This window comes from Pseudomonas sp. TSO6, assembly GCF_056098905.1.
In genome coordinates, this window is record NZ_JBLZWV010000004.1 from 63618 (window position 1) to 85742 (window position 22125).

The window sequence follows — 22125 nt, forward strand, 5'->3', positions numbered from 1 at the left end:
CACCGACATGACCCGCAACCTCAAGCGCTGGCCGCTCCGCCTGGCGTCGCTGCTGGCCTGCCTGCTGTTCTGGCAGGTGGCGGCAAACGAGAAACTGGACCTTGGGCTGCTGACGTTCACCTATGTCCCCACACCCAAGGCGGTGCTGGACGCTGCCTGGCAGTTGCTGACCTCCAGCACCCTGCTGGCGCACCTGGGCAGCAGCCTGTCGCGGGTATTTGCCGGTTATGCCACTGCGGCACTGGTTGGCGTGGCCCTGGGGTTGCTGATCGGCCGTTCGAAATGGGCTGAAGATACCCTGCTGCCGCCGCTGGAAGTGCTACGGCCGATTCCGGCGGTGGCGTGGATCCCGCTGGCGATCCTGATGTTCCCGTCGTCGGAACTGTCGATGGTGTTCATCACCTTCACCGGCGCGTTGTTCCCCATCCTGCTCAACACCGTGCATGGCGTCGAGGCCGTCGACCCGCGCCTGGTGGCATCGGCGCGCAGCCTCGGTGCCGGGCGCCGGGCGATCCTGCGCGAAGTGGTGTTGCCTGGGGCGTTGCCGAGCATCGTCACCGGCCTTGCCATCGGCATGGGTACGTCATGGTTCTGCCTGGTCACTGCCGAGATGATTTCCGGGCAGTTCGGCATCGGCTACTACACCTGGGAGTCCTACACCTTGCAAAACTACCCGGACATCATCGTCGGCATGCTGCTGATCGGCGTGCTGGGCATGGGCAGCAGCGCCCTGGTCAAGCACCTGGGGGCGCTGGCCACGCCGTGGTACCGCACGCGGAGGGCCAGTTGATGAACAGTTATCAACAGGCGCCGGGGCGTATCGATGGTCGTGGCCTGTCGATTCGCCTGGGGCACGGCAGCGAAGCGTTCGAGGCGGTGCAGCGCCTGGACTTTGCCGTGGAGCCGGGCGAGTTCGTCTGCATCCTCGGCCCCTCCGGTTGTGGCAAGTCGACGTTGCTCGGCGCCCTGGCCGGGCACCTGGTGCCCAGCAGCGGCCAGCTGAACGTGGACGGCCAGCCCGTTGCCGGGCCGTCACCGCAGCGTGGCATGGTGTTCCAGCACCACACCTTGCTGCCCTGGCGTAGCGTGCTCGACAACGTGGCCTTCGGCCTGAAGATGCAGGGCCTGGGCCGCGCCGAACGCCACCGGCAGGCGCGCGAAATGCTGCAGCTGGTGGGGCTGGCCGACTTTGCCGGGCGCTGGCCCAACCAGCTGTCCGGCGGTATGCAGCAGCGGGCCGAAATCGCCCGGGTGCTGATCAACCGCCCACGGCTCTTGCTGATGGACGAACCTTTCGGCGCACTGGACGCGCAAACCCGTGCCCGCATGCAGGAGCTGTTGCTGGATATCTGGGCCAGCATCCGCACCACCGTGGTGTTCGTCACCCACGATATCGACGAAGCGCTGTTCCTCGCCGACCGCATCCTGGTGATGAGCCCGCGCCCCGGTCGCTTTATCGAAGACCTGCGCCTGGACTTTGCGCGCCCACGCCGCGCCAGCCTGCTGACCAGCCCTGAATTCACTCACCTCAAGCGTCACTGCCTGGCGTTGCTGCGCCACGAGGAAGGCCGCGAACTGCCGCGCCTGACCCCGCTGGGCCTGCCGGACACTGACCACCCACCGCTACGGATCGCGCTATGACTGACCGAACGACCGACAACCCCGACATCCTTGCCCTGTTGCCTCGCCTTGATGCCACCGACGCTGGCGTGCGCCGCATCGCCCTGATCGAGCTGGCCGACCTGGAAGACCCGGATGGCTTGCCTTGGCTCACCGATGCCCTGCTGGTGGACGCCGCCGACGAGGTGCGTGCCGAAGCCGCGCGCCTGCTTGAGGCCTGGGAAGAACCCGAAGTTGTGCAAGCCCTGTGCGCTGCGCTGGCCGATGCCGCCGAACCGGTACGCCTGGCAGCTGCGCAGAGCCTCAGCGAACTCAAGAGCCTTGAGGCCGGCCAGCTGATCCTCCCGTGGGTCAAACACGCCGATGCCTTCGTCCGCGCCAGTGCCTTGCGTGCCTTGCGCGAGCTGCGCCTGGAAGATGCTGCCGAACCTGCGCTGCTGGCGCTGGCCGATGACGACCCCGCCGTGCGGCGTGAGGCAGTGGGCATTCTTGGCTGGCTCAAGCACCAGCCGGCGTTGCGGGCGTTGGCAGCGCTCGCCGAGGTCGAGCCGGATACCGAGGTGCGCCGCGCGGCCATCGGCGCGCTGGGCCTTGCCCGGGACAACTCGGTGTTGCCTGCGTTGGTGGCGGCATTGACTGACCAGGCCTGGCAAGTGCGCGAGGAAGCCGCCACCACGTTAGGCAAAGTCGGTCAGGACCAAGCAGGCCCGGCGCTGGTGGATGCCCTTGCCGATGACTTCTGGCAGGTACGCCTGCGGGCAGCACGCTCACTGGGTCGGCTGCGCTATGCCGCTGCACTGGACACGCTTGGCGCGTTGCTTGGCCATGGCATTGCCAACCTGCGCAAGGAAGCGGCGCTGGCCCTGGGCGAGCTGGGCCAGGCGCGTGCCTTGCCGGTGCTGCAGGCCGCCGAGGCCGACAGCGACCCCGAGGTGCGCAAGGCGGTGCGGATTGCCCTGGCGCAACTGCGCGGGGCTACCTGATGAACGCCCCGCAAGCCATTCGCAACCTGCGCGGGCCAGGGCAGTTGCTGCTGCAATGGGAAGACGGCGAACACAGCCTCAGCCATACCCGTTTGCGCGGTGCCTGCCCTTGTTCACAATGCCGTGCGGCTCGCCTGTCCGGCGTGATCAGCCTGGTGCGCGACGATGTGCGTGTACAGCGGATTACCTCGCAGGGGTATGGCGTGCAACTGGTGTTCAGCGATGGGCATGAGCGCGGGATCTACCCCTGGGCTTACTTGCGTGACCTGGTCATTCACAATGCAATCAGCTCCGGCCGCAGCCCTTCCACCCGTCGCGCCGGCGGTGGCAGGTAGCCGCCATCCCCGGTGATCTGGTGCAGCACCTTCTCGCGTAGCCCATGCAGTGTAACACCGGTGCGCAACCGTGGGTGCGGCAGGTCTATCTCGACCACCGATTTGATCCTGCCCGGCCGTGGCTCCAGCACCACAACCCGATCAGCCAGGTACGTCGCCTCCTCGGCATCGTGGGTCACCAGCAAGGTTGTGATACCTGCCCGTTCGCGAATCGCCAGCAGCTCGTCCTGCAGTTGCTGGCGGGTCAGGGCATCCAGGGCGCCGAACGGCTCGTCTAGCAACAGGATACGCGGGCTGGCTACAAGGCCACGGGCAATGGCCACGCGCTGCGCCATGCCACCCGACAGCTGGTGCGGATAAGCCGACTCGAAGCCGACCAGCCCCACCAGTTGCACGAATTCATGCACCCGCCGGGCACGCTCACCCTGGGTGAGCGACTCGTTGACCAGCCCCAGGGCAATGTTCTGTTCCACGTTCAACCACGGGAACAGCCGGTGCTCCTGGAACACGATGCCGCGTTCGCCACCAATGCCGCTGACGGCGCGGCCATCGACGCGGATGCTGCCGCTGTATTCGGTATCCAGCCCCACCAACAGGCGTAGCAGGGTGGACTTGCCGCAACCGGAAGCCCCGACGATGGCAATGAACTCGCCCTCGTTGATCGACAGGTTGAAGTTGCGGATAGCCTCGAGCGGCTGGCCGTCCACGCTGAACACCTTGCCGACCCCCTCGAAGCTGACCAGCGGCGGGGTGGTGTCGGGCTGGTTGGCCGCCTGCAGGTGCGAGGTGTTGAATGCGTTCATGCGGTTCTCCAGCGCGTGGCGCGCGATTCGAGGCGTTGTCCAAGGGTGCCGAGCAGGGCGCCGACCAGGCCGATCAGGACCATGGCGGCCATCACCTGGTCCATGCGGAACAGTTGCTGGGCGCCGATCATCAGGCTGGCGATGCCGCCGTCCGACGGCATGAAGTATTCGGCGCCGATGGTGCCCAGCCAGGCGTAGATCAGCGACAGGCGCAGGCCGGCGAAAATCGCCGGGGCCGCGCCGGGCAGCACCAGCAGGCGCAGGCGTTGCCACACGTTCAGGCGCAGGGTACGGGCCGCTTCGCCCAGCTGTGGCGAGAGGCTGGCGATACCGCGCTGGGTAGCGATCAGCAGCGGGAAGAATGCGGCCAGGCCAACGAACACAAGCTTGGCCCCTTCACCCAGGCCGAACCACGCAGTCAGCAATGGCACCCAGGCGAACAGTGCAACTTGGCGCAAGGCCGACAGGCTTGGCCCGAAGACGCGTTCGGCTGTGCTGGAAAGCCCCAGCAGCAATCCGGCCAGCAAGCCTGCGGCGCCGCCCAGCAGCAGGCCGCTCAGGGTACGTTCCAGGCTCAGCAACAAGGCCTGCGGCAACGACCCATCGGCCAAGCCGACCAACAGCGTGCGCAGTACCTCAAGTGGCGAGGTGAGGATGTTCGGGTCAACCCAGCCAAAGCTATTGCTGGCCTGCCACAGCGCCAATAGCCCCAAGGGCAGCAGCAGGCTTTGCCAGCCGCGTGGCACAGGCCCGCGCTGCTGCTCGCCAGTGGCCGGTTGCGGCCAATACAGCAGGCGTTTCTCCAGGGCTGAGAAGCTGCGCTCCAGCACGGCGCCGACCAGGCCGATCACCAGAATGCACAGCATCACCAGGTCGAGCATGAACAGTTGGCGGCCCCACACCATCAGGTAACCGATCCCCTCGCTGGAGGCCAGCAACTCGACCGCCAGCAGCGAGGTCCAGCCGGTGGCCAGCGCCAGGCGCACACCGGTGAGGAAGGCCGGCAGGGCGGCCGGCAGTAACAGGAGCAGGAACAGCAGGTGCCGGGGCAGGCGCAGCGCCGCAGCGGCCTCACGCAGTTTTGGCTGGGCATCGCGCACACCCACCAACGTGTGCAAGGTGACCGGGACCACCACGGCCTTTACCAGCACCACCAGCTTCAGCACCTCGCCAATGCCGAAGAACAGCATGAACAACGGAATCCAGGCCAGGGTAGGGATCTGGCCCAGCGCCACGAAAGTCGGCAGCACCAGCGTCTGTGCCCGCCGCGAAGCCCCCAGCCACACACCCAGCAGCAAGCCGCTGGCAATGCCCGCCGCCAGCCCCCAGAACAACCGTTGCAGGCTTATCCACAGGTGCCCCCACAGCTCCCCGGAACCAAACTCCAGCGCGCTCTGCCACACCAGCGCCGGTGCCGGCAGGATCTGCTCGCTCATCCAGTGCTGCCGGCTCGCCACCACCCACAGCAGCGCAATCAGCACAGGCAACAACCAAGGCAACAAGCGCTCACGGCCTATGTGGGAGCGGCCTTGTGTCGCGATAGGGCCGCGAAGCGGCCCCCGAAGCCACCTCCGATTCCTGCTCAGAACTCCATTCATCAGCCATCTCTCGAAGCGTTGTTAGGTTATTCGCTTATGGAATTAAAAAAACAATAAAGTGAATTTCAAGAGATAAGAGCATGCGTTCCCTGCATACGGAAGCCCCCCGCCGTTGCGTTTTCCTCATATTTTCCATGCGTTTTCCGCAAGCTCCGCGCAGGCCCGCATGCCGCTTGGTTTATGTCTTTCAGTTACTAAAAAATGAAGTTTTGATCTTTGTAGGTTCTAACCAGACCTGCCTAGCTTCTGGCCAAAGCGCCGGCCTTCGCCGGTGGCAGCCTGCCAAGGAGCCTTGCCATGAAAACCCCATTGCGCCACCTGATCACCGCCCTTGGGCTGGCCTTCAGCCTCGGTGCCCACGCGGCTGAACCCGCCAAGCCAGAAAGCATTCGCATCGCCGTGCCCGACCTTAGCGCCGGCAGCAAGCCCAGCGCCGGTGGCGTGGTCGATGTGCTGCGTGACCAGCAACTGCTGGAGAAGGAATTTGCCAAGGACGGCATCCGCATCGACTGGCATTTTTTCAAAGGCGCCGGGCCCGTGGTGAACGAGGCACTGGCCAACGGCCAAGCCGACTTCGCCTACCTGGGCGACCTGGCCGCGATCGTCGGCAAGGCCAACGGCCTGGACACCCGCGTGTTGTCGGCGGGGGTGCGTGGGGTCAAAAGCTACCTGGGCGTGGTGCCCGGCTCTGGCATCAAGACCCTGCATGACCTCAAGGGCAAGCGCGTGGCGGTGTTCCGCGGCACAGCCAACCAGCTGTCGTTCGCCAGCGCTCTGGCCAGCCAAGGGCTGACCGAACGCGAGCTGAAAGTCATCAACCTGGACTTCAACGCTGCCAACGCCGCACTGGCCGCCAAGCAGATTGACGCCACCTGGGGGCTGTCCAACCTGCTGTCGCTACGTGAGCGCGGGCTGGTCGAACTGCCGGTCAACTCGCGGGATCTCGAAGGCGCCGGCAGCACTCAGGCGGTGCTGCTGGGCACCGGCGATTTCATTCGCAAATACCCCGAGCTGGTCCAGCGCCTGGTCAACGCCCAGGAGCAGGCCAGTACCTGGCTGCGCGATGAACACAACCGCCAGGCCTACATCGACCTGGTGGCCAGCAACGCCAACTGGCCGCGCAGCATCCTCAGCGATGACCTGGCCAAGGAAGACCTCGCCCACTACTTCGACCCACGCCTGGACGCTGGTTTCGTCGGCCAGCTGCAGCAGGGCGTAGACCTGGCGGCCAAGGAACGCCTGATCCGCCGTGGCTTCCAGGTAGCCGACTGGATCGAACCGCGCTTCCTTGATGCTGCGCTGAAACAGGAACAGGCCGTGCAGGCCGCCCGCTAAACCCTTCAAAAACCCGACAATGACCGCAAGGACCACGACCATGAGCAATGCCGCCCTGGCCACCGCGCCACAAACCTTCGAACTTGAGATTCACCCGGTTGCCGGCCGTATCGGCGCCGAAATCCGCGGTGTGCAACTGTCCGCCGACCTCGATGCCGCCACCATCGAGGCTATCCAGGCAGCACTGGTACAGCACAAGGTGATCTTCTTCCGCGACCAGACCCACCTGGATGACCAGAGCCAGGAAGGCTTTGCCAAACTGCTCGGCGAGCCGGTCGCCCACCCCACCGTACCGGTGGTGGATGGCACCAGCTACCTGCTGCAACTTGATGGCGCCGAAGGCCAGCGGGCCAACTCCTGGCACACCGACGTGACCTTCGTCGACGCCTACCCCAAGGCTTCGATACTGCGCAGCGTGGTAGCGCCGGCTTCGGGTGGGGACACCGTCTGGGCCAACACCGCCGCGGCTTATCAGGAACTGCCCGAGCCGCTGCGCGAGCTGGCCGACAAGCTGTGGGCGGTGCACAGCAACGAATACGACTACGCCAGCATCAAGCCGGATGTCGACCCGGCCAAGCTGGAGCGTTATCGCAAGGTGTTCACATCGACCGTTTACGAGACCGAGCACCCGGTAGTGCGTGTGCACCCGATCAGTGGTGAGCGGGCGCTGCAACTGGGGCATTTCGTGAAGCGCATCAAGGGGTATTCGCTGGCGGATTCGCAGCACCTGTTCGCTGTGCTGCAAGGGCATGTGACGCGCCTGGAAAATACCGTGCGCTGGCGCTGGCAGGCGGGGGACGTGGCGATCTGGGATAACCGCGCGACGCAGCATTATGCGGTGGATGATTACGGCACCCAGCCGCGTGTGGTCCGTCGGGTGACATTGGCGGGGGAGGTGCCGGTGGGTGTGGATGGCCAGTTGAGCCGGACTACGCGTAAAGGCTGATATTGCCGGGGCCGCTTTGCGGCCCTTTCGCCGGCAAGCCAGCTCCCACAGGTACCTCACAGGTAACTCAGGGCAGGAGGCAGCGGTGATCTTGTGGGAGCTGGCTTGCCGGCGATTCGGGGGCGAAGCCCCCGCCCGTCACAACCCGGTATCACAGGCAATCAACTGCCTGACCAGCCCCTGCGCCAACGGCGACAAACCATACCCCACCCGGCTTACCACCCCATAGCGGGTATGGCACGCCTCTTCCTGCTCGGGCGTCAGGTCTGCCAGCTTCAACTGCACCAACCCGCCCTCGCGTTGATATGGCCGCAAGTTGGCATTGCAGGCAATGCCGATGGTGTCCGAATGCATCACCACATTCAGCAACGCATACCCGTGCTCGCACTCCACCGCTGGCAAGAAGTCCTGCCGCCCGCTGAGGTCGCTGAGGATCTTGCGGATGTTCGGCGGGCGGAAGGTGGTGGCCATCGGGTAGTGGAACAGGTCTCGCGCCTGCACGGCCTCCTGCTCGGTTAGCGGGTGCCCGGCGCGGCAGCAGAAGTGCCAGCGCTGTGGTGTCAGCTTGTGCACCTGGTAGTCCGGGTCGGACTCGAACTGGCGGGTGTCGGCGACAAAGAACTCGATCTCCTCGGCCACCAGCTTGCGGTTCAGCGCCTGCCAATTGTCCACCTGGAAGCAGGTACGCGCCGCCGGGTACTCGGCCACGAAGCGCGCTACCGCGCGCGGCACCAGGCCGCCGGCTGGCGCAGGGCCGGAGCCAAAGCGCACCACCCCGGTGGTGGCGCCATTGAACTGGTGGATCTCGTTGACCAGGTTGTGCGCCCCGTGCACCAGCCGCCGCGAATGCTCCAGCACCAGCAAACCCTGGCGGGTCGGCGCCAGCTCTTTGCTGGCGCGGTCCACCAGGCGGCAGCCAATGTTGTGCTCCAGGGTCTGGATGCTGCGGCTGAAGGCCGATTGCGACAGGTTCACCGCCGCGGCAGCGGCCACGAAACTGCGGTGCTCGACAAGGGCGATGTAGTGGCGCAGCTGACGCAGATCGATATGCATTTTTTACATTAAAACCTTCGGTCAAATGCAATTGCTGACAAGGGTGAGTCCCCTTATAAAGGGTGTTACTTATTCCACTAAATATGAATTACAAATATTTATATCACTTAAAAGAATATAAGCCCGACTGACCGCGATTCGGTTCCGCCAACGGAAATGCTCGCCAGGGCCCACGCCTCAAGGAGCATTTGCATGTCCGGACTTTCCCGTTGGCCTGCGCGCGCGTCGCGCTTCACCTTGCAACCCTTGGCCGCTGGCGTGTTGCTGGCGGCGTCCTCTGGCAGCTTCGCCGAAGAGCCGGTCAGCGCCACCCCGGCGGTAGAGCAGGAAGCCAAGCTCGGCACCGTCACGGTCAATGCCCGCCGCCGTGAAGAAACCGCGCAAAGCGTGCCCACGCCAATCAGCGTGCTCGACAGCGAAACCCTGGAAACCCAGCGCATCTACCGCGTGCAGGATTTGCAACAGCTGGTGCCCAGCACCAACGTCGCCTACGTGCATGCACGCCAGTCGAGCATCTCGATCCGTGGCCTGGGCAACAATCCGGCCAGCGATGGCCTGGAAGGCAGCGTCGGCATCTACCTGGACAACGTCTACCTCGGCCGCCCGGGCATGGCGGTATTCGACCTGCTGGATGTGGAGCAGCTGGAAGTGCTGCGCGGCCCGCAGGGCACGCTGTTCGGCAAGAACACCACGGCCGGCGTGCTCAACATCACCACGCGCAAGCCCACCTTCCACCGCGAAGGCAGCATCCAGCAGTCGATTGGCGAAGACGGCTATCTGCAAACCCAGGGCAGCTTCTCGGGGCCGATCAGCGAAACCCTGGCCGGGCGCATCAGTGCCTACCGCACCGAAGACGACGGCTATGTGAAGAACATCCACAACGGTGACGACCTCAACGGCGGCAAGCGCCAGGGCTTTCGCACCCAGCTGCTGTTCAAGCCCAGCGACACTTTCAACCTGCGCTGGATTGGCGAATACAACGAAGAAGACTCCAATAACGGCATCCTCAGCCTGTACAGCACCGGCCCCACCATCAATGGCGTCAACCGCTACGAAAGCCTGGCCGCCCAGGCGGGCGCGACGCTGGTGTCGGGCAAGGACCGCAAGGTCAATTTCGACGCCGACCAGCAGGTGACGGTGTTCCAGGGCGGCACCTCGGTGGAAGCCAACTGGACCTTGCCCAACGACTTCACCCTGACCTCGATCACTGCCTACCGCTGGTGGGACTTTACCCCGCGCAACGACGATGGCCTGGACGTGCCGGTGTTCTACAGCGCCGGGGTATCGGTACGCGATAAGCAGTACTCGCAGGAAATCCGCCTGGCTTCGCCTACCGGTGGCGCCTTCGACTACGTGCTGGGTGCCTATTACTTCAAGCAGGACCTGGACAACAAATCCTTCACTTACTACGGGCCGCAGGCGGATGTCTGGAACCTCACCCCGGCCGGTGCGTTGAACAACGTCAACACCATTGGTGACGGGCACATCGATACCGACAGCTATGCGCTGTTCGCCCAGGGCACCTGGCATGTCACCGACCGCCTGGACTTCACCGCCGGCATCCGCGGTACCTATGAAGAGAAGAGCGCGTGGGTGACCCGCGATGCGCCTGAAGGTGGTGCTGCAGTAACCGGGGCCGCTGCTACTGCGCGCCAGGCGCGGATAGGGGCCTACGATTCGGGCGACCTCAACCAGTACAGCTTCAGCCCTTCCGGCCTGCTGGGCCTGAGCTACCGCTTCAACGAACAACTGCTGGGCTACGCCACCCTGACCCACGGCGAGAAGTCGGGTGGCGTCAACCTTACCGTCGGCGCCGCGCCACGGCTGGGCACCGATTCGCTGCTGGTGGGTACCGAGCGGGTCAACAATGCCGAACTGGGCTTGAAAAGCACCCTTTTCGACGGCCGCCTGCAACTCAACAGCAACCTGTTCTGGGCCGAAGTACACGGCTACCAGGCCAACGTCTACGACCAGATCAACCGCGTGCAGTACCTGGCCAATGCCGGCAGCGTGCGCTCGCGTGGCCTGGAGTTCGAAGCCACGGCGCTGCCGATCCGTGGCCTCACGGTCAACTTCAACGGCTCTTGGAACGACGTGCGCTACACCGAGTACAAGGATGCCCCATGCCCGCCTGAGGTGAGCCTGGCCAATGCCACCGCCACCTGCGACCTGTCTGGCCACCAGGTGGTCGGCGCCTCCAAGTACATCGCCAACCTCAACACCCAGTACAAGTGGCAGGCCACCCAGCACGTCGAGCCTTACGTCACTACCAGCTACGCCTTCCGCTCGAAGGCCGTGGGCACCATCGACGATTCCGATTTCGGCCAGATCCCCAGCTACGCGCTGGTCAACCTTTCCGCCGGTGTGCGCCTGGACCAGGGCGACGGCGTGGTCGACCTGTCGCTGTGGGTGAAAAACGCCGGCGACAAAACCTACTTCACCAGCCTGTGGAACTCCGCCAACGGTGGCTATGCCGGCGTGCTCGGCACCCCGCGCACCTTCGGCGCCACCGCCCGTTACGACTTCTGAGCACAAGGAGCTTTGCCATGAATGCCAAGACCGAAACCCCTACACTGCCTGAAGGCGCCTGCCTTACCGCGAAAGTCCCGGAGCGCGACCAAGCGCTGCTCGGGGACGTAGTGGTCAACCCGTACCGCCTTGCGCCGCTGACCGCGATCATCCGCGACGGTGGGCGCAGCCTGAGTGATGCGCATGTGCGTGTGCTGGGGCGTGGCGAGCGCGGTGTGGACATTGTCTATGATGTGTCTGACCGTTCGTTGTGGACCTACGGCGGCATCCCGGTATTCGGGCTGTACCCGGACTACGTCAACCAGGTCGAGGTGACCTACAAGCTCGACGGCGAGCGCATTCGCGAGCAGTACCAGATCTACGCACCGGCCGTGCGCCTGCCGGTGGTGGCCAGGCAGACCGCCGCGTTGCCGGAAGTGCAGCCGGTCAAGGTGGCGCCAGGCTTTGAAAAGCGCCTGTACCTGTTCAACCACCTGCAAGGTGACATCCCGGGGGGGCGCGCCTTCAAGTGGAATGCCCTGGGTGGCGCAGCGGAATGGGACCAGGTGGGCAACAACTGGATTGCCGACAGCAATGGCGATGTGCGCTGGTACCTGGACATCGAGCAGATCCACGACTCCAACCGCCGCGACGGCCTGGGCGGCACCATGGGCTTCCAGCAGACCCGCGACGGCAAGCTGATCTGGGGCCAGGGCCAGACCTACTCCAAGTACGACCTGCTGGGCCGGCGCATCTGGCAGCGCAGCCTGCCCGACAAATTCGCCGACTTTTCCCACGAAATCCGCGAAACCGCCAACGGCACCTACCTGCTGCGGGTGGGCACCAGCGACTACCGCCGCCCCGACGGCAAGCGTGTGCGTTCGATTCGCGACCACATCATCGAGGTCAGCGAAGCCGGGGATGTACTGGACTTCTGGGACCTCAACCAGATCCTCGACCCGTACCGCGGCGATTTGCTGGAAACGCTCGGCAAGGCAGCGATCCAGTTGCCCGAAGGGGTGCAGAAGCAGGACGACCGCCTGGCCAACGAGCTGGCCGAGGGTAACCTGCCCTTTGGTGACACCCCAGGGGTGGGTACCGGGCGCAACTGGGCACACGTCAATGCCATCGATTACGACGTAGATGACGACAGCATCATCGTTTCAGCACGGCATCAGGGCGTGGTGAAGATTGGTCGCGACAAGCAGGTGAAGTGGATTCTTGCCTCGCCCCAAGGCTGGCCTGAGCGCCTGCGCGACAAAGTGCTGACACCGGTTGCGAGCGAAAACTTCGACTGGTCGTGGACCCAGCACACCGCCTGGCTGACTGGCAAAGGAACGCTGACCGTGTTCGACAACGGCTGGGGGCGCGACTTTGCGCCGACCAAGCTTGCCGGCAACTACAGCCGGGCGGTGGAGTACCGCATTGACGAAGCCAAGGGCACCGTCGAGCAGGTGTGGGAGTACGGCAAGGAGCGCGGCGACGAGTGGTACAGCCCGGTGACCTCGGTGGTGGCCTACCGGCCAGAGACCGACACCCAGTTCATCTACTCGGCTTCGGTGAACTTCCTGACCCCCGAGAAACTGACCACCACCGTGCTCAACGAGGTGCGCCGCGGGACCCAGGAGGTGCTGGTGGAGCTGAAGGTGCACAGCCGGCAGCCGGGCAGTGTCGGCTACCGGGCACTGGTGATCGACCTGGCCAAGGCATTCTGATCCATCCCCTTCGGGAGGGCCGTCGGTCCTCCCTTCACATTTCTTTCAGCTCATTCGTCTAACCTGTACCGGCCTCTTCGCGGGTAAACCCGCTCCCACAGGGACCCCACAGATTTCAGAGGCTGTGAGGTCCCTGTGGGAGCGGGTTTACCCGCGAAGAGGCCAGTTGCCATCACGCAGAATGATGAATTTTCCGCCCGGCTGTTCAACCATTCGTTCTTTTTTTCGAACAGCCTATTGTCCAACACCCCAGCAGCCGCTTAGCATTCGTTTGAGATTTCAAACGCTCGATGCCCTGCCTTGGGCGCTTTTCAACAATCAACAATTCGGGAAGCCGACATGCAGCTCAAAGACGCTCAGTTGTTCCGCCAGCAAGCCTATATCAATGGTGAGTGGCTGGATGCGGACAATGGCCAGACCATCAAGGTGACCAACCCGGCCACCGGTGAAGTCATCGGTACCGTGCCGAAGATGGGCACCGCGGAAACTCGCCGCGCCATCGAAGCCGCCGACAAGGCCCTGCCGGCCTGGCGTGCACTGACCGCCAAAGAGCGTTCGGCCAAGCTGCGTCGCTGGTTCGAACTGATGATCGAGAACCAGGACGACCTGGCTCGCCTGATGACCACCGAACAAGGCAAGCCACTGGCCGAAGCCAAGGGCGAAATCGCCTACGCCGCCTCGTTCATCGAGTGGTTCGCCGAAGAAGCCAAGCGCGTCTACGGTGACACCATCCCGGGCCACCAGCCAGACAAGCGCCTGATCGTCATCAAGCAGCCAATCGGCGTTACCGCGGCCATTACCCCGTGGAACTTCCCGGCTGCCATGATCACCCGTAAAGCCGGCCCGGCCCTGGCCGCTGGCTGCACCATGGTGCTCAAGCCTGCATCGCAAACCCCTTACTCCGCCCTGGCCCTGGTCGAGCTGGCACACCGTGCCGGTATCCCGGCTGGCGTGCTGAGCGTCGTTACCGGCAGCGCTGGCGAAGTTGGCGGCGAACTGACCGGCAACTCCCTGGTACGCAAGCTGTCCTTCACCGGCTCGACCGAAATCGGTCGCCAGCTGATGCAAGAATGCGCCAAGGACATCAAGAAGGTTTCCCTGGAGCTGGGTGGCAACGCCCCGTTCATCGTGTTCGACGACGCCGACCTGGACAAGGCGGTCGAGGGCGCGATCATCTCCAAGTACCGCAACAACGGCCAGACCTGCGTCTGCGCCAACCGTATCTACGTGCAGGACGGCGTCTACGACGCGTTCGCCCAGAAGCTGGCCGCTGCAGTTGCCAAGCTGAAGATCGGTAACGGCCTGGAAGACGGCACCACCACTGGCCCGCTGATCGACGGTAAAGCTGTCGCCAAGGTTCAGGAACACATCGAAGACGCCGTCTCCAAAGGCGCCAAGGTGCTGTCCGGTGGCAAGCTGATCGAAGGCAACTTCTTCGAGCCGACCATCCTGGTTGACGTACCGAAGACTGCTGCTGTCGCCAAGGAAGAAACCTTCGGCCCACTGGCGCCGCTGTTCCGCTTCAAAGACGAAGCCGAAGTCATCGCCATGTCCAACGACACCGAGTTCGGCCTGGCTTCGTACTTCTACGCCCGCGACATGAGCCGTGTGTTCCGTGTTGCCGAAGCCCTGGAATACGGCATGGTGGGTATCAACACCGGCCTGATTTCCAACGAAGTAGCACCGTTCGGTGGCATCAAGGCTTCGGGCCTGGGCCGCGAAGGTTCCAAATACGGTATCGAGGACTACCTCGAAATCAAATACCTGTGCATCAGCGTCTGATAGCACGGTAAAGGCTTTACCTCTGCCAGCGGGGCGCGAGAGCGACGTCTCGCTGGCCTTTTTTACATCGCAGTACCTGGTGGCCAGGGCGTTTACGGCAGTCGATCAACGAATACTGTGCGCGAGCACTCCCAGCCACCCCCGAATAAAAGCGCCATTCCTGTCGGCGCAATGAGGGCATTATGAGCAAGACCAACGAATCCTTGATGCAACGTCGTGTAGCCGCCGTCCCACGTGGCGTTGGCCAGATCCACCCGATCTTCGTCGACACCGCGAAGAACTCGACCGTGATCGACGTTGAAGGCCGCGAACTGATCGACTTCGCCGGCGGCATCGCAGTACTGAACACCGGCCACCTGCACCCGAAAGTGGTTGCAGCCGTGCAAGAGCAGCTGACCAAAGTCAGCCACACCTGCTTCCAGGTGCTGGCCTACGAACCCTACGTAGAGCTGTGCGAAAAGATCAACAAGCTGGTACCAGGCGACTTCGACAAGAAGACCCTGCTGGTTACCACCGGCTCCGAAGCCGTTGAAAACGCCGTCAAGATCGCCCGTGCCGCCACCGGCCGTGCTGGCGTCATCGCCTTCACCGGCGCTTACCACGGCCGTACCATGATGACCCTGGGCCTGACCGGCAAGGTCGTGCCGTACTCCGCTGGCATGGGCCTGATGCCAGGCGGCGTGTTCCGCGCTCTGTTCCCGAACGAGCTGCACGGTGTGAGCGTTGACGAAGCCATTGCTTCGGTCGAGCGTATCTTCAAGAACGACGCCGAGCCTAAAGACATCGCTGCGATCATCCTCGAGCCAGTACAAGGCGAAGGCGGCTTCCTGCCAGCGCCGAAAGAGCTGATGAAGCGCCTGCGCGCCCTGTGCGACCAGCACGGCATCCTGCTGATCGCCGACGAAGTACAGACTGGCGCTGGCCGTACCGGTACCTTCTTCGCCATGGAACAGATGGGCGTTGCGCCTGACCTGACCACCTTCGCCAAATCCATCGCTGGCGGCTTCCCGCTGGCCGGTGTGTGCGGCAAGGCCGAGTACATGGACGCCATCGCGCCGGGCGGCCTGGGCGGCACCTACGCCGGTTCGCCGATCGCTTGCGCCGCGGCCCTGGCCGTGATTGAAGTGTTCGAAGAAGAGAAACTGCTGGACCGCAGCAAGGCTGTAGGTGAGCGTCTGACCACCGGCCTGCGCGAAATCCAGAAGAAGCACCCGATCATCGGCGACGTCCGTGGTCTGGGCTCGATGATTGCTGTTGAAGTCTTCGAGAAAGGCACTCACACCCCGAACGCTGCTGCTGTTGGCCAGGTTGTTGCCAAGGCACGTGACAAGGGTCTGATCCTGTTGTCCTGCGGCACCTACGGCAACGTTCTGCGTATCCTGGTACCGCTGACTGCCGAAGATGCACTGCTGGACAAAGGCCTGGCCATCATCGAAGAGTGCTTCGCTGAACTCGCTTGATGTGACGCGCTTCTGAAAAAACCCGCTTCGGCGGGTTTTTTTTGTGCCCTGAAAAGCCATGTGGCGCTATGGTTGTCGGAGGACAGGCTTTGGAAGCTGCGACGGACTGTGTGTCAGGCTATTCAGGAGTAGTTGGCGATGAGCGCTGTAGACCCCACCCCACCCAGCGTACTGATTGTCGAAGGCGACCCTTGGGTGCGTGACATGCTCAGCGAGATGCTGCTCAGCGTGCGCTGCGATGCCCGCCTGCAGGTATGCGCCGATGGGTCGCAGGCACTCAGCGCACTGTCCAGCAAGCCAGACCTGATTATCGCCGCCCGCGAGCTGGCCGGTGTCGATGGCCTGGACCTGTTGCGCAAGGTGCGCGCCAAAGGGCCGGGGTTGCCGTTCATCCTCATGAGCAACCGCAGCGACAGCGCCAGTGTGCACGAGGTGTTGCCCCTGCACCCTACCGCCTACCTGAGCAAACCACTGAACCTGGACAACCTGCGCAAGCGCCTGGAAGAGCTGCTGCTGGCCGTTGGCGAAGAAATCGCCTGCCCCGTGCCGGCCTTGCAGCCAGGTGCCAGCTTGCCCGCCTACCTTGAGCAGCGCCGCGCCACCGCCGATGGCGGGCCGCTGTTGGCCGATGTGCAGGTGGCGATCAAGCGGGCGCTCAACCCTCAGGGCCTGAACCTGAAAGTGCTCGAAGAGGAAGTGCGTAGCGACCCTCAGGTTACCGCCGTGTTGATCGCGGCCGCCAACAGCGCCGCGCTGCACCGTGAAGCGCCGGTGCAGACGTTGCTGCAGGCCCTGAACAAGCTTGGCAGTACTCAGAGCATGAACCTGATTCTGGGCATGACCCTCAAGCGTAGCGCTCGGCTCAGCGACCCGTTGCTGGCGCAGCACGCCGCCGGTTACTGGGACGTTTCGCTGCATACGGCCGAATATGGCCGTACCTTGGCGCGCATGCTTGAGCTCGACGAAGGGCGCTGCTACTGCGCGGGGTTGCTGCACTGCCTGGGTGACCTGGCGGTATTGCGTTGCCTGCAAGAGTGGCGGTTGGCCGGTGGCGAGCTGGACGAACGCAACGTGCAGCAATCGCTGGATGAGTTTGGTGCGGCGTTCGGTTCGGCGCTACGCACGCGCTGGCGCTTGCCGCTGGCATTGCGCGAGTTGATCGCGGCGATCTACCAGCTGGGCGGTGGGGTGTATTCGCGGGAGATCCTGGCGATGAACCTGGCCGGGCAGTTGTCGCGGCTGCCGGCCGAGCAGGGGCTGGAGAAAGTGGCCAGTGGCAAGACCGCGCGCTTGCTCAAGCTTGGCCTGCCGGAGCTGAACCGGCTGCGCAAGGTGGATAACCCGGAGATAAAACCGCCTGAGGATGCGACTTCAGGCTGAACGCGGGCTTTGTGGGAGCGGCCTTGTGTCGCGAAAGGGCTGCGCAGCAGCCCCGGCAATTCGTGCATTTGCGCTGGAGTTCCGGGGGCTGCTGCGCAGCCCTTTCGCGACACAAGGCCGCTCCCACACAAATCGCGCTAGCCTTTGAGTTGTGGGTAAAGCAGTCAGCCGCGGACGATCTGGTTCTTGCCCTGCCGCTTGGCTTGGTACATCGCCGCATCGGCCCGGGCATACAGGCTGTCCAGTGCCACATCTTCTTCGGTCAGCCCGGTCAGCCCCTGGCTCACGGTCACCCCGTACGTCTGCTCGCCATGGTTGAAGCTCAAACGCTGAATCTGCCGCTGCAAGCGTTCGGCAATCTGCTCTGCCACCTGCGTATTGCAACCGGGGAATACCGCCGCAAACTCCTCGCCGCCAATGCGTCCGAACAGGTCGCCACGGCGTAGCACGGCCTTGCCGCTGTCGGCGATGTATTGCAGCACCTGGTCGCCTTCCTGGTGGCCATAGCTGTCGTTGATGCGTTTGAAGTCGTCGATGTCCAGCAGCAGAAAGGCCAGCGGCGTACCGTCTTCGCGAGCGCTGTCGAAGGCCTGCTGGGCGCATTCGAAGAAGTGCCTGCGGTTGCTGCTCTGGGTCAGCACATCAGTGGTGGCCAGGCGCTGCAATTCGCCTTCAAGCTGCTTCTTCTCGGTGATGTCTTCGGCGATACCGACAATGATTACCCGGTCGCCCTCGTGTTGCTGGTTGATGTAGCACTTGTCGCTCAGCCAGCGCAGTTGCCCGTCGGCATTGAGGATGCGGTACTCGCGGTCTTCCACCGAGCCCTTGAGCAGCACCTGGGCGAGGCTGCGTTCGGCAAACTCGAGGTCGTCGGGGTAGATGCTGTCACGCCATTCGTTGTAGTCGGCCAGCACCAGGCTGGCCGGGCGGCCAAAGATGCGCTCGTAGGCGGGGCTTACGTACAGCACCTGACGGGCTTCCCAGTCGAAGGCCCACAGCACCGCGTTAACGCTGTCCAGCAACGAGCTGAACAACTGGTCGCGCTCGCTCAGGCGGGCTACCTCGCCTTGGGCGTGGAGTAGCGCCAGTAAAGTCTGGGCGGCTTCGGGAGGTGAGGTGCCGGGCAATGTCGTTGGAATGTTCTTGGCCATGTGCACGAAGCGGGTCTCGACGTAAAAGCGTGCGGCCAGCATCTGGCCCGCCACGCGGGCGATGTGCCAAATTTGAGTGGCGTCGAGGTGGCTAAGTTCCGAACGGCACGCACCGCAATGGGGCGTGCCGATCAACGGCGGTCAGGCGCCGGTGGGGCGCAGGGAGTAGGTCTTGAGCTGCGCCGCGAAGTCGCGCAGGGCGTGGATGCCGCTGGTTTCGGCCTCGTGTATCCAGTCCTTCATGGCAGCCAGCATGTCGTGGCCGTTGGCGCTGGTGCGCGCCCAGATCTGCTGCAGGGCCAGGCGTTTTTCGTAAATGGTCTTCAGCGCCTGGCTATGGGCAAGCATGGACTCGATACGCACATGGTGGCGGTCTTCCAGCAAGCTGGTTTCTCGCGACAGCAGGCGTTTGGCACGGCGAAAGTGGTGACGCACCGAGGCGTCCACCCGGGCCAGCTCCTGCTTCACCAGCGGGCCGATCACCAGCTTGCGGTACTGGGCCATGATCTGGAAGCGGTTGTTGAGGATGGCCATGGCAGTGTCCATGTCCAGGCTGGCCTTGCCCGCCACACGATGGGCAATCGGCGCCACGCGCTGCACCTTGGCCAGGCGCAACAGGCAGAACAGGCGTATCCAGGCCCAGCCCATGTCGAACTCCCAGCGCTTGACTGAAAGCTTGGCCGAGTTGGGGTAGGTGTGGTGGTTGTTGTGCAGTTCTTCGCCGCCGATGACGATGCCCCACGGCACCAGATTGGTGGCAGCGTCGCGGCATTCGAAGTTGCGATAGCCCAGGGCGTGGCCCAGGCCATTGACCACGCCGGCAGCCCAGAACGGGATCCATATCATCTGCACCGCCCAGATGGTGATGCCGATGGTGCCAAACAGCAGCAGGTCGATCACGGCCATCAAGGCGATGCCACCCAGCTTGTAGCGGGAGTAGAGGTTGCGCTCGATCCAGTCATCCGGGCAGTTCTTGCCGTAGATGCGCAGGGTTTCGGGGTTGCGTGCCTCTTCGCGGTAGAGCTCGGCGCCCTTGCGCAGCACCGTTCCCAGGCCCTTGTGCACCGGGCTGTGCGGGTCGTCGGGGGTTTCGCACTTGGCGTGGTGCTTGCGGTGGATGGCGGTCCATTCGCGGGTGTTCTGCGCCGTGGTCAGCCACAGCCAGAAGCGGAAGAAGTGCTTGAGCGCGCCATTGAGCTCCAGGGCCCGGTGCGCGGAGTAGCGATGCAGGTAGACCGTGACGCTGACGATGGTCACGTGGGTCATCAACAAGGTGATGCCGACCAGTTGCCAGGCCGACAAGTCGAGCAGGCCGTAGTACCACATAGGTGTAAATACCCTCGAAATGCGGGGGGGAAGGGCTGATTATCCCTTGGCGGGGAAATAAAACCAGTCAAAGCTGACCACGCGATGTTTCACGCGGTCGATGTGGGAGCGGGTGCACCCGCCCCCATAGGGCGCCAGAACCTTTATAATCGCCCTTCCTTTCAGATGGCCAATCCCACCCGACATGTCTGTTTCCGTTCGCGACGCCTTGCGCATGGCTGCGCTGTATGTGGTGCTCTCGATCCTCTGGCTGGCGCTCGCCGAGGTGATGCTGCACTGCATGACTGACGACCCCCTGGCACTGACCGTGGGGCGGCAGATCAATGTGGTGCTGTGGGTGCTGTTCAGCGCCGTGCTGATCTATGTTTCGCGCGTAAGGCTGCTGAACTTCATCGGCGTTGGAGCACGCTTGCGTGGCGAGGACCGCGAGCGGCTGCGCATGGCTGCTGCAGTGTTCGACAGCACCCTCGAAGGGGTGCTGGTCACCGACCGCCAGGGCCTGATCGTGCACGTCAACCGCGCCTTCATGCGCATCACCGGCTACCAGCAGGACGAGGTGATCGGCCAGCGCCCGAGCAAGTTCAAATCGGGCCGCCATGGCCAGGCGTTCTACCAGCAGATCTTTGCCACCCTGGCCGCGAAGGGCGAGTGGAGCGGCGAAATCTGGAACCGGCGCAAAAGCGGCGAAATTTACCCGCAATGGCAGACCATCTGCGCCATCCGCGATGACGACGGTGAGCTGAGCCATTACGTAGCGGTGTTCAGTGACATCAGTGCGATCAAGCATTCGGAACAGGAACTGGCCTACCTGGCGCACCACGACCCGCTGACCGGCCTGCCCAACCGCCTGCTGTTCACCGACCGGGTCGAGCAGGCCCTGGCGGCCGCCCAGGCCAACAAGCGCGGTTGTGCCCTGCTGCTGTTGGACCTGGACCATTTCCAGAGTATCAACGACGGCCTGGGCCACACCATCGGTGACCAGTTGCTGAAGCTGGTGGGCGAGCGCCTGGGCGAGGTGCTGGGCAATGGCGTGACCCTGGCACGCCTGGGTGGCGACGAGTTCGGTGTGCTGGCCGAGAACTGCCAGCAGGTCGGCCAGGCGGGCAAGCTGGCGCAGTGCATTATCGAACGCATGCGCGAGCCGTTCGTGTTCGAGGAAAATCGCCTGTTCATCAGTGCCAGCGTCGGTATCAGCCTGTTCCCCAGCGACGCCTTGAGCGCCGAGCAGTTGCTGCGTAATGCCGATGCGGCGTTGTACAAGGCCAAAAGCAACGGGCGTGCCTGCTATGCGCTGTACACCGAAGAGCTGACCGCTCACGCCCAGCACCGGGTCGAGACCGCCGGTGAGCTGCGCCGGGCACTGGAGCAGAATGAGCTGCGGGCCTACTTCCAGCCGGTACATGACCTGGCGACAGGCCGACAGGTAGGGGTCGAGACACTGGTACGCTGGCAGCACCCCCAGCGCGGCCTGGTGCCGCCGGGCGAGTTCATCCCGATTGCCGAGCGCACCGGGCTGATTGCCGAAATCGACACCTGGGTGCTGCGCCAGGCCTGTCGGCAAATGGTGCAGTGGCAGGCCGAAGGCCGGCAGCTGGCGTTTGTGGCAGTGAACATTTCCAGCCGCCTGTTTGGCCAGCATGAACTGTACCGGCAGGTGGCCGAGGTGCTGCACGAGACTGGCCTGGCTCCGGCCCTGCTGGAATTGGAAGTGACCGAAAGCGCGGTGATGGAAGACCCGGAAGTGGCGCTGGAGCAACTGCATCGTCTACGCGAGCTGGGGGTGACCCTGGCCATCGACGACTTTGGCACCGGGTATTCGTCGTTGCTGCGGCTCAAGCGTTTGCCGGTGCAGAAGCTGAAGATCGATCAGGGCTTCGTGGCCGGGTTGCCTCTGGATGAGGATGACATCGCGATCGTGCGGGTAATCATTGCCCTGGCACGCAGCATGGGCATGCAGGTGCACGCCGAGGGCATCGAGCAGGCGGAGCAGGCCAGCTTCCTGCTGCTGGAGCAGTGTCAGCTGGGGCAGGGGTACTGGTTCGGGCGGCCGGTGCCGGCTGCGGATCTTCGCTGGGATTGAGACCCAGGGGCCGCTTTGCGGCCCTTTCGCCGGCAAGCCAGCTCCCACAA

17 protein-coding genes are annotated in these 22125 nt (G+C 63.9%); 12 read left to right on the plus strand and 5 right to left on the minus strand.

Annotation, left to right across the window (positions count from 1 at the left end; translation table 11 throughout):
* The first annotated feature begins 7 nt into the window (after window positions 1-7).
* From ACN6NG_RS00840 to ACN6NG_RS00855, 4 genes are read left to right on the plus strand one after another with little or no spacing between them, the layout of a single operon-like run.
* Window positions 8-790, plus strand: coding sequence for an ABC transporter permease (locus ACN6NG_RS00840; protein ID WP_063423193.1), 783 nt, complete (start codon window positions 8-10; stop codon window positions 788-790).
* Entirely contained in the window at window positions 790-1641 is an 852-nt protein-coding gene (locus ACN6NG_RS00845; protein WP_063423194.1) for an ABC transporter ATP-binding protein, read from the plus strand. The genes ACN6NG_RS00840 and ACN6NG_RS00845 overlap by 1 nt, the downstream gene beginning before the upstream one ends.
* Complete coding sequence (locus ACN6NG_RS00850; RefSeq protein WP_474312758.1) at window positions 1638-2603, plus strand: HEAT repeat domain-containing protein; 966 nt, start codon at window positions 1638-1640, stop codon at window positions 2601-2603. The genes ACN6NG_RS00845 and ACN6NG_RS00850 overlap by 4 nt, the downstream gene beginning before the upstream one ends.
* Window positions 2603-2938, plus strand: a complete 336-nt coding sequence (locus ACN6NG_RS00855) for a DUF971 domain-containing protein (protein WP_063423196.1) — start codon at window positions 2603-2605, stop codon at window positions 2936-2938. Before ACN6NG_RS00850 ends, ACN6NG_RS00855 begins: the two co-directional genes overlap by 1 nt.
* On the opposite strand, the gene ACN6NG_RS00860 is transcribed toward ACN6NG_RS00855, so the two are convergent.
* Together ACN6NG_RS00860 and ACN6NG_RS00865 are read right to left on the minus strand one after the other, a co-directional pair.
* Window positions 2878-3741, minus strand: coding sequence for an ABC transporter ATP-binding protein (locus ACN6NG_RS00860; RefSeq protein WP_063423197.1), 864 nt, complete (start codon window positions 3739-3741; stop codon window positions 2878-2880). The two genes, ACN6NG_RS00855 and ACN6NG_RS00860, sit on opposite strands and share 61 nt — an antisense overlap.
* Entirely contained in the window at window positions 3738-5339 is a 1602-nt protein-coding gene (locus tag ACN6NG_RS00865; protein WP_277352244.1) for an ABC transporter permease, read from the minus strand. Before ACN6NG_RS00865 ends, ACN6NG_RS00860 begins: the two co-directional genes overlap by 4 nt.
* A 297-nt stretch (window positions 5340-5636) precedes the next feature.
* Here ACN6NG_RS00865 and ACN6NG_RS00870 point away from each other — a divergent pair, with 297 nt between their 5' ends.
* Together ACN6NG_RS00870 and ACN6NG_RS00875 are read left to right on the plus strand one after the other, a co-directional pair.
* Window positions 5637-6674, plus strand: coding sequence for an ABC transporter substrate-binding protein (locus ACN6NG_RS00870; protein WP_474312759.1), 1038 nt, complete (start codon window positions 5637-5639; stop codon window positions 6672-6674).
* Window positions 6675-6714: 40 nt separating this feature from the next.
* Window positions 6715-7620 (plus strand): TauD/TfdA dioxygenase family protein, encoded by a 906-nt coding sequence (locus ACN6NG_RS00875; RefSeq protein WP_353455916.1) that lies wholly within the window; start codon window positions 6715-6717, stop codon window positions 7618-7620.
* Window positions 7621-7758: 138 nt separating this feature from the next.
* Here ACN6NG_RS00875 and ACN6NG_RS00880 read toward each other — a convergent pair whose 3' ends face one another.
* Complete coding sequence (locus tag ACN6NG_RS00880; protein WP_063423200.1) at window positions 7759-8673, minus strand: LysR family transcriptional regulator; 915 nt, start codon at window positions 8671-8673, stop codon at window positions 7759-7761.
* A gap of 192 nt (window positions 8674-8865) precedes the next feature.
* Between ACN6NG_RS00880 and ACN6NG_RS00885 the strand changes: the two genes are divergently transcribed.
* From ACN6NG_RS00885 to ACN6NG_RS00905, 5 genes are all read left to right on the plus strand, one after another.
* The gene (locus ACN6NG_RS00885; protein ID WP_063423201.1) at window positions 8866-11202 is read left to right on the plus strand and encodes a TonB-dependent receptor; all 2337 of its coding nucleotides are present in this window, start codon (window positions 8866-8868) and stop codon (window positions 11200-11202) included.
* Window positions 11203-11219: 17 nt separating this feature from the next.
* Window positions 11220-12896 (plus strand): aryl-sulfate sulfotransferase, encoded by a 1677-nt coding sequence (locus ACN6NG_RS00890; protein ID WP_063423202.1) that lies wholly within the window; start codon window positions 11220-11222, stop codon window positions 12894-12896.
* Between the two features lie 339 nt (window positions 12897-13235).
* Window positions 13236-14678, plus strand: coding sequence for an NADP-dependent succinate-semialdehyde dehydrogenase (gene gabD, locus ACN6NG_RS00895; RefSeq protein ID WP_016484375.1), 1443 nt, complete (start codon window positions 13236-13238; stop codon window positions 14676-14678).
* 182 nt (window positions 14679-14860) lie between these two features.
* The gene (gene gabT, locus ACN6NG_RS00900) at window positions 14861-16138 is read left to right on the plus strand and encodes a 4-aminobutyrate--2-oxoglutarate transaminase (protein ID WP_019473946.1); all 1278 of its coding nucleotides are present in this window, start codon (window positions 14861-14863) and stop codon (window positions 16136-16138) included.
* 138 nt (window positions 16139-16276) lie between these two features.
* Entirely contained in the window at window positions 16277-17518 is a 1242-nt protein-coding gene (locus ACN6NG_RS00905) for a response regulator (protein ID WP_474312762.1), read from the plus strand.
* Between the two features lie 164 nt (window positions 17519-17682).
* Here the strand turns inward: ACN6NG_RS00905 and ACN6NG_RS00910 are convergent, their stop codons facing one another.
* A complete protein-coding gene (locus ACN6NG_RS00910; protein WP_353455919.1) occupies window positions 17683-18711 on the minus strand; it encodes a GGDEF domain-containing protein in 1029 nt (342 codons plus the stop codon).
* Window positions 18712-18810: 99 nt separating this feature from the next.
* Window positions 18811-19995: a delta-9 fatty acid desaturase DesA gene (gene desA / locus ACN6NG_RS00915; protein ID WP_353455920.1), complete on the minus strand. Its 1185-nt coding sequence runs from the start codon at window positions 19993-19995 to the stop codon at window positions 18811-18813.
* A gap of 184 nt (window positions 19996-20179) precedes the next feature.
* Between desA and dibA the strand changes: the two genes are divergently transcribed.
* Window positions 20180-22075, plus strand: a complete 1896-nt coding sequence (dibA, locus tag ACN6NG_RS00920; RefSeq protein ID WP_474312764.1) for a phosphodiesterase DibA — start codon at window positions 20180-20182, stop codon at window positions 22073-22075.
* The last annotated feature ends 50 nt before the right edge of the window (window positions 22076-22125 follow it).

Coding starts and splice junctions, on each gene's coding strand:
- ACN6NG_RS00840 (WP_063423193.1), top strand. CDS start 8: ATGACCCGCAACCTCAAGCGCTGGCCGCTCCGCCTGGCGTCGCTGCTG.
- ACN6NG_RS00845 (WP_063423194.1), top strand. CDS start 790: ATGAACAGTTATCAACAGGCGCCGGGGCGTATCGATGGTCGTGGCCTG.
- ACN6NG_RS00850 (WP_474312758.1), top strand. CDS start 1,638: ATGACTGACCGAACGACCGACAACCCCGACATCCTTGCCCTGTTGCCT.
- ACN6NG_RS00855 (WP_063423196.1), top strand. CDS start 2,603: ATGAACGCCCCGCAAGCCATTCGCAACCTGCGCGGGCCAGGGCAGTTG.
- ACN6NG_RS00860 (WP_063423197.1), bottom strand. CDS start 3,741: ATGAACGCATTCAACACCTCGCACCTGCAGGCGGCCAACCAGCCCGAC.
- ACN6NG_RS00865 (WP_277352244.1), bottom strand. CDS start 5,339: ATGAATGGAGTTCTGAGCAGGAATCGGAGGTGGCTTCGGGGGCCGCTT.
- ACN6NG_RS00870 (WP_474312759.1), top strand. CDS start 5,637: ATGAAAACCCCATTGCGCCACCTGATCACCGCCCTTGGGCTGGCCTTC.
- ACN6NG_RS00875 (WP_353455916.1), top strand. CDS start 6,715: ATGAGCAATGCCGCCCTGGCCACCGCGCCACAAACCTTCGAACTTGAG.
- ACN6NG_RS00880 (WP_063423200.1), bottom strand. CDS start 8,673: ATGCATATCGATCTGCGTCAGCTGCGCCACTACATCGCCCTTGTCGAG.
- ACN6NG_RS00885 (WP_063423201.1), top strand. CDS start 8,866: ATGTCCGGACTTTCCCGTTGGCCTGCGCGCGCGTCGCGCTTCACCTTG.
- ACN6NG_RS00890 (WP_063423202.1), top strand. CDS start 11,220: ATGAATGCCAAGACCGAAACCCCTACACTGCCTGAAGGCGCCTGCCTT.
- gabD (WP_016484375.1), top strand. CDS start 13,236: ATGCAGCTCAAAGACGCTCAGTTGTTCCGCCAGCAAGCCTATATCAAT.
- gabT (WP_019473946.1), top strand. CDS start 14,861: ATGAGCAAGACCAACGAATCCTTGATGCAACGTCGTGTAGCCGCCGTC.
- ACN6NG_RS00905 (WP_474312762.1), top strand. CDS start 16,277: ATGAGCGCTGTAGACCCCACCCCACCCAGCGTACTGATTGTCGAAGGC.
- ACN6NG_RS00910 (WP_353455919.1), bottom strand. CDS start 18,711: ATGCTGGCCGCACGCTTTTACGTCGAGACCCGCTTCGTGCACATGGCC.
- desA (WP_353455920.1), bottom strand. CDS start 19,995: ATGTGGTACTACGGCCTGCTCGACTTGTCGGCCTGGCAACTGGTCGGC.
- dibA (WP_474312764.1), top strand. CDS start 20,180: ATGTCTGTTTCCGTTCGCGACGCCTTGCGCATGGCTGCGCTGTATGTG.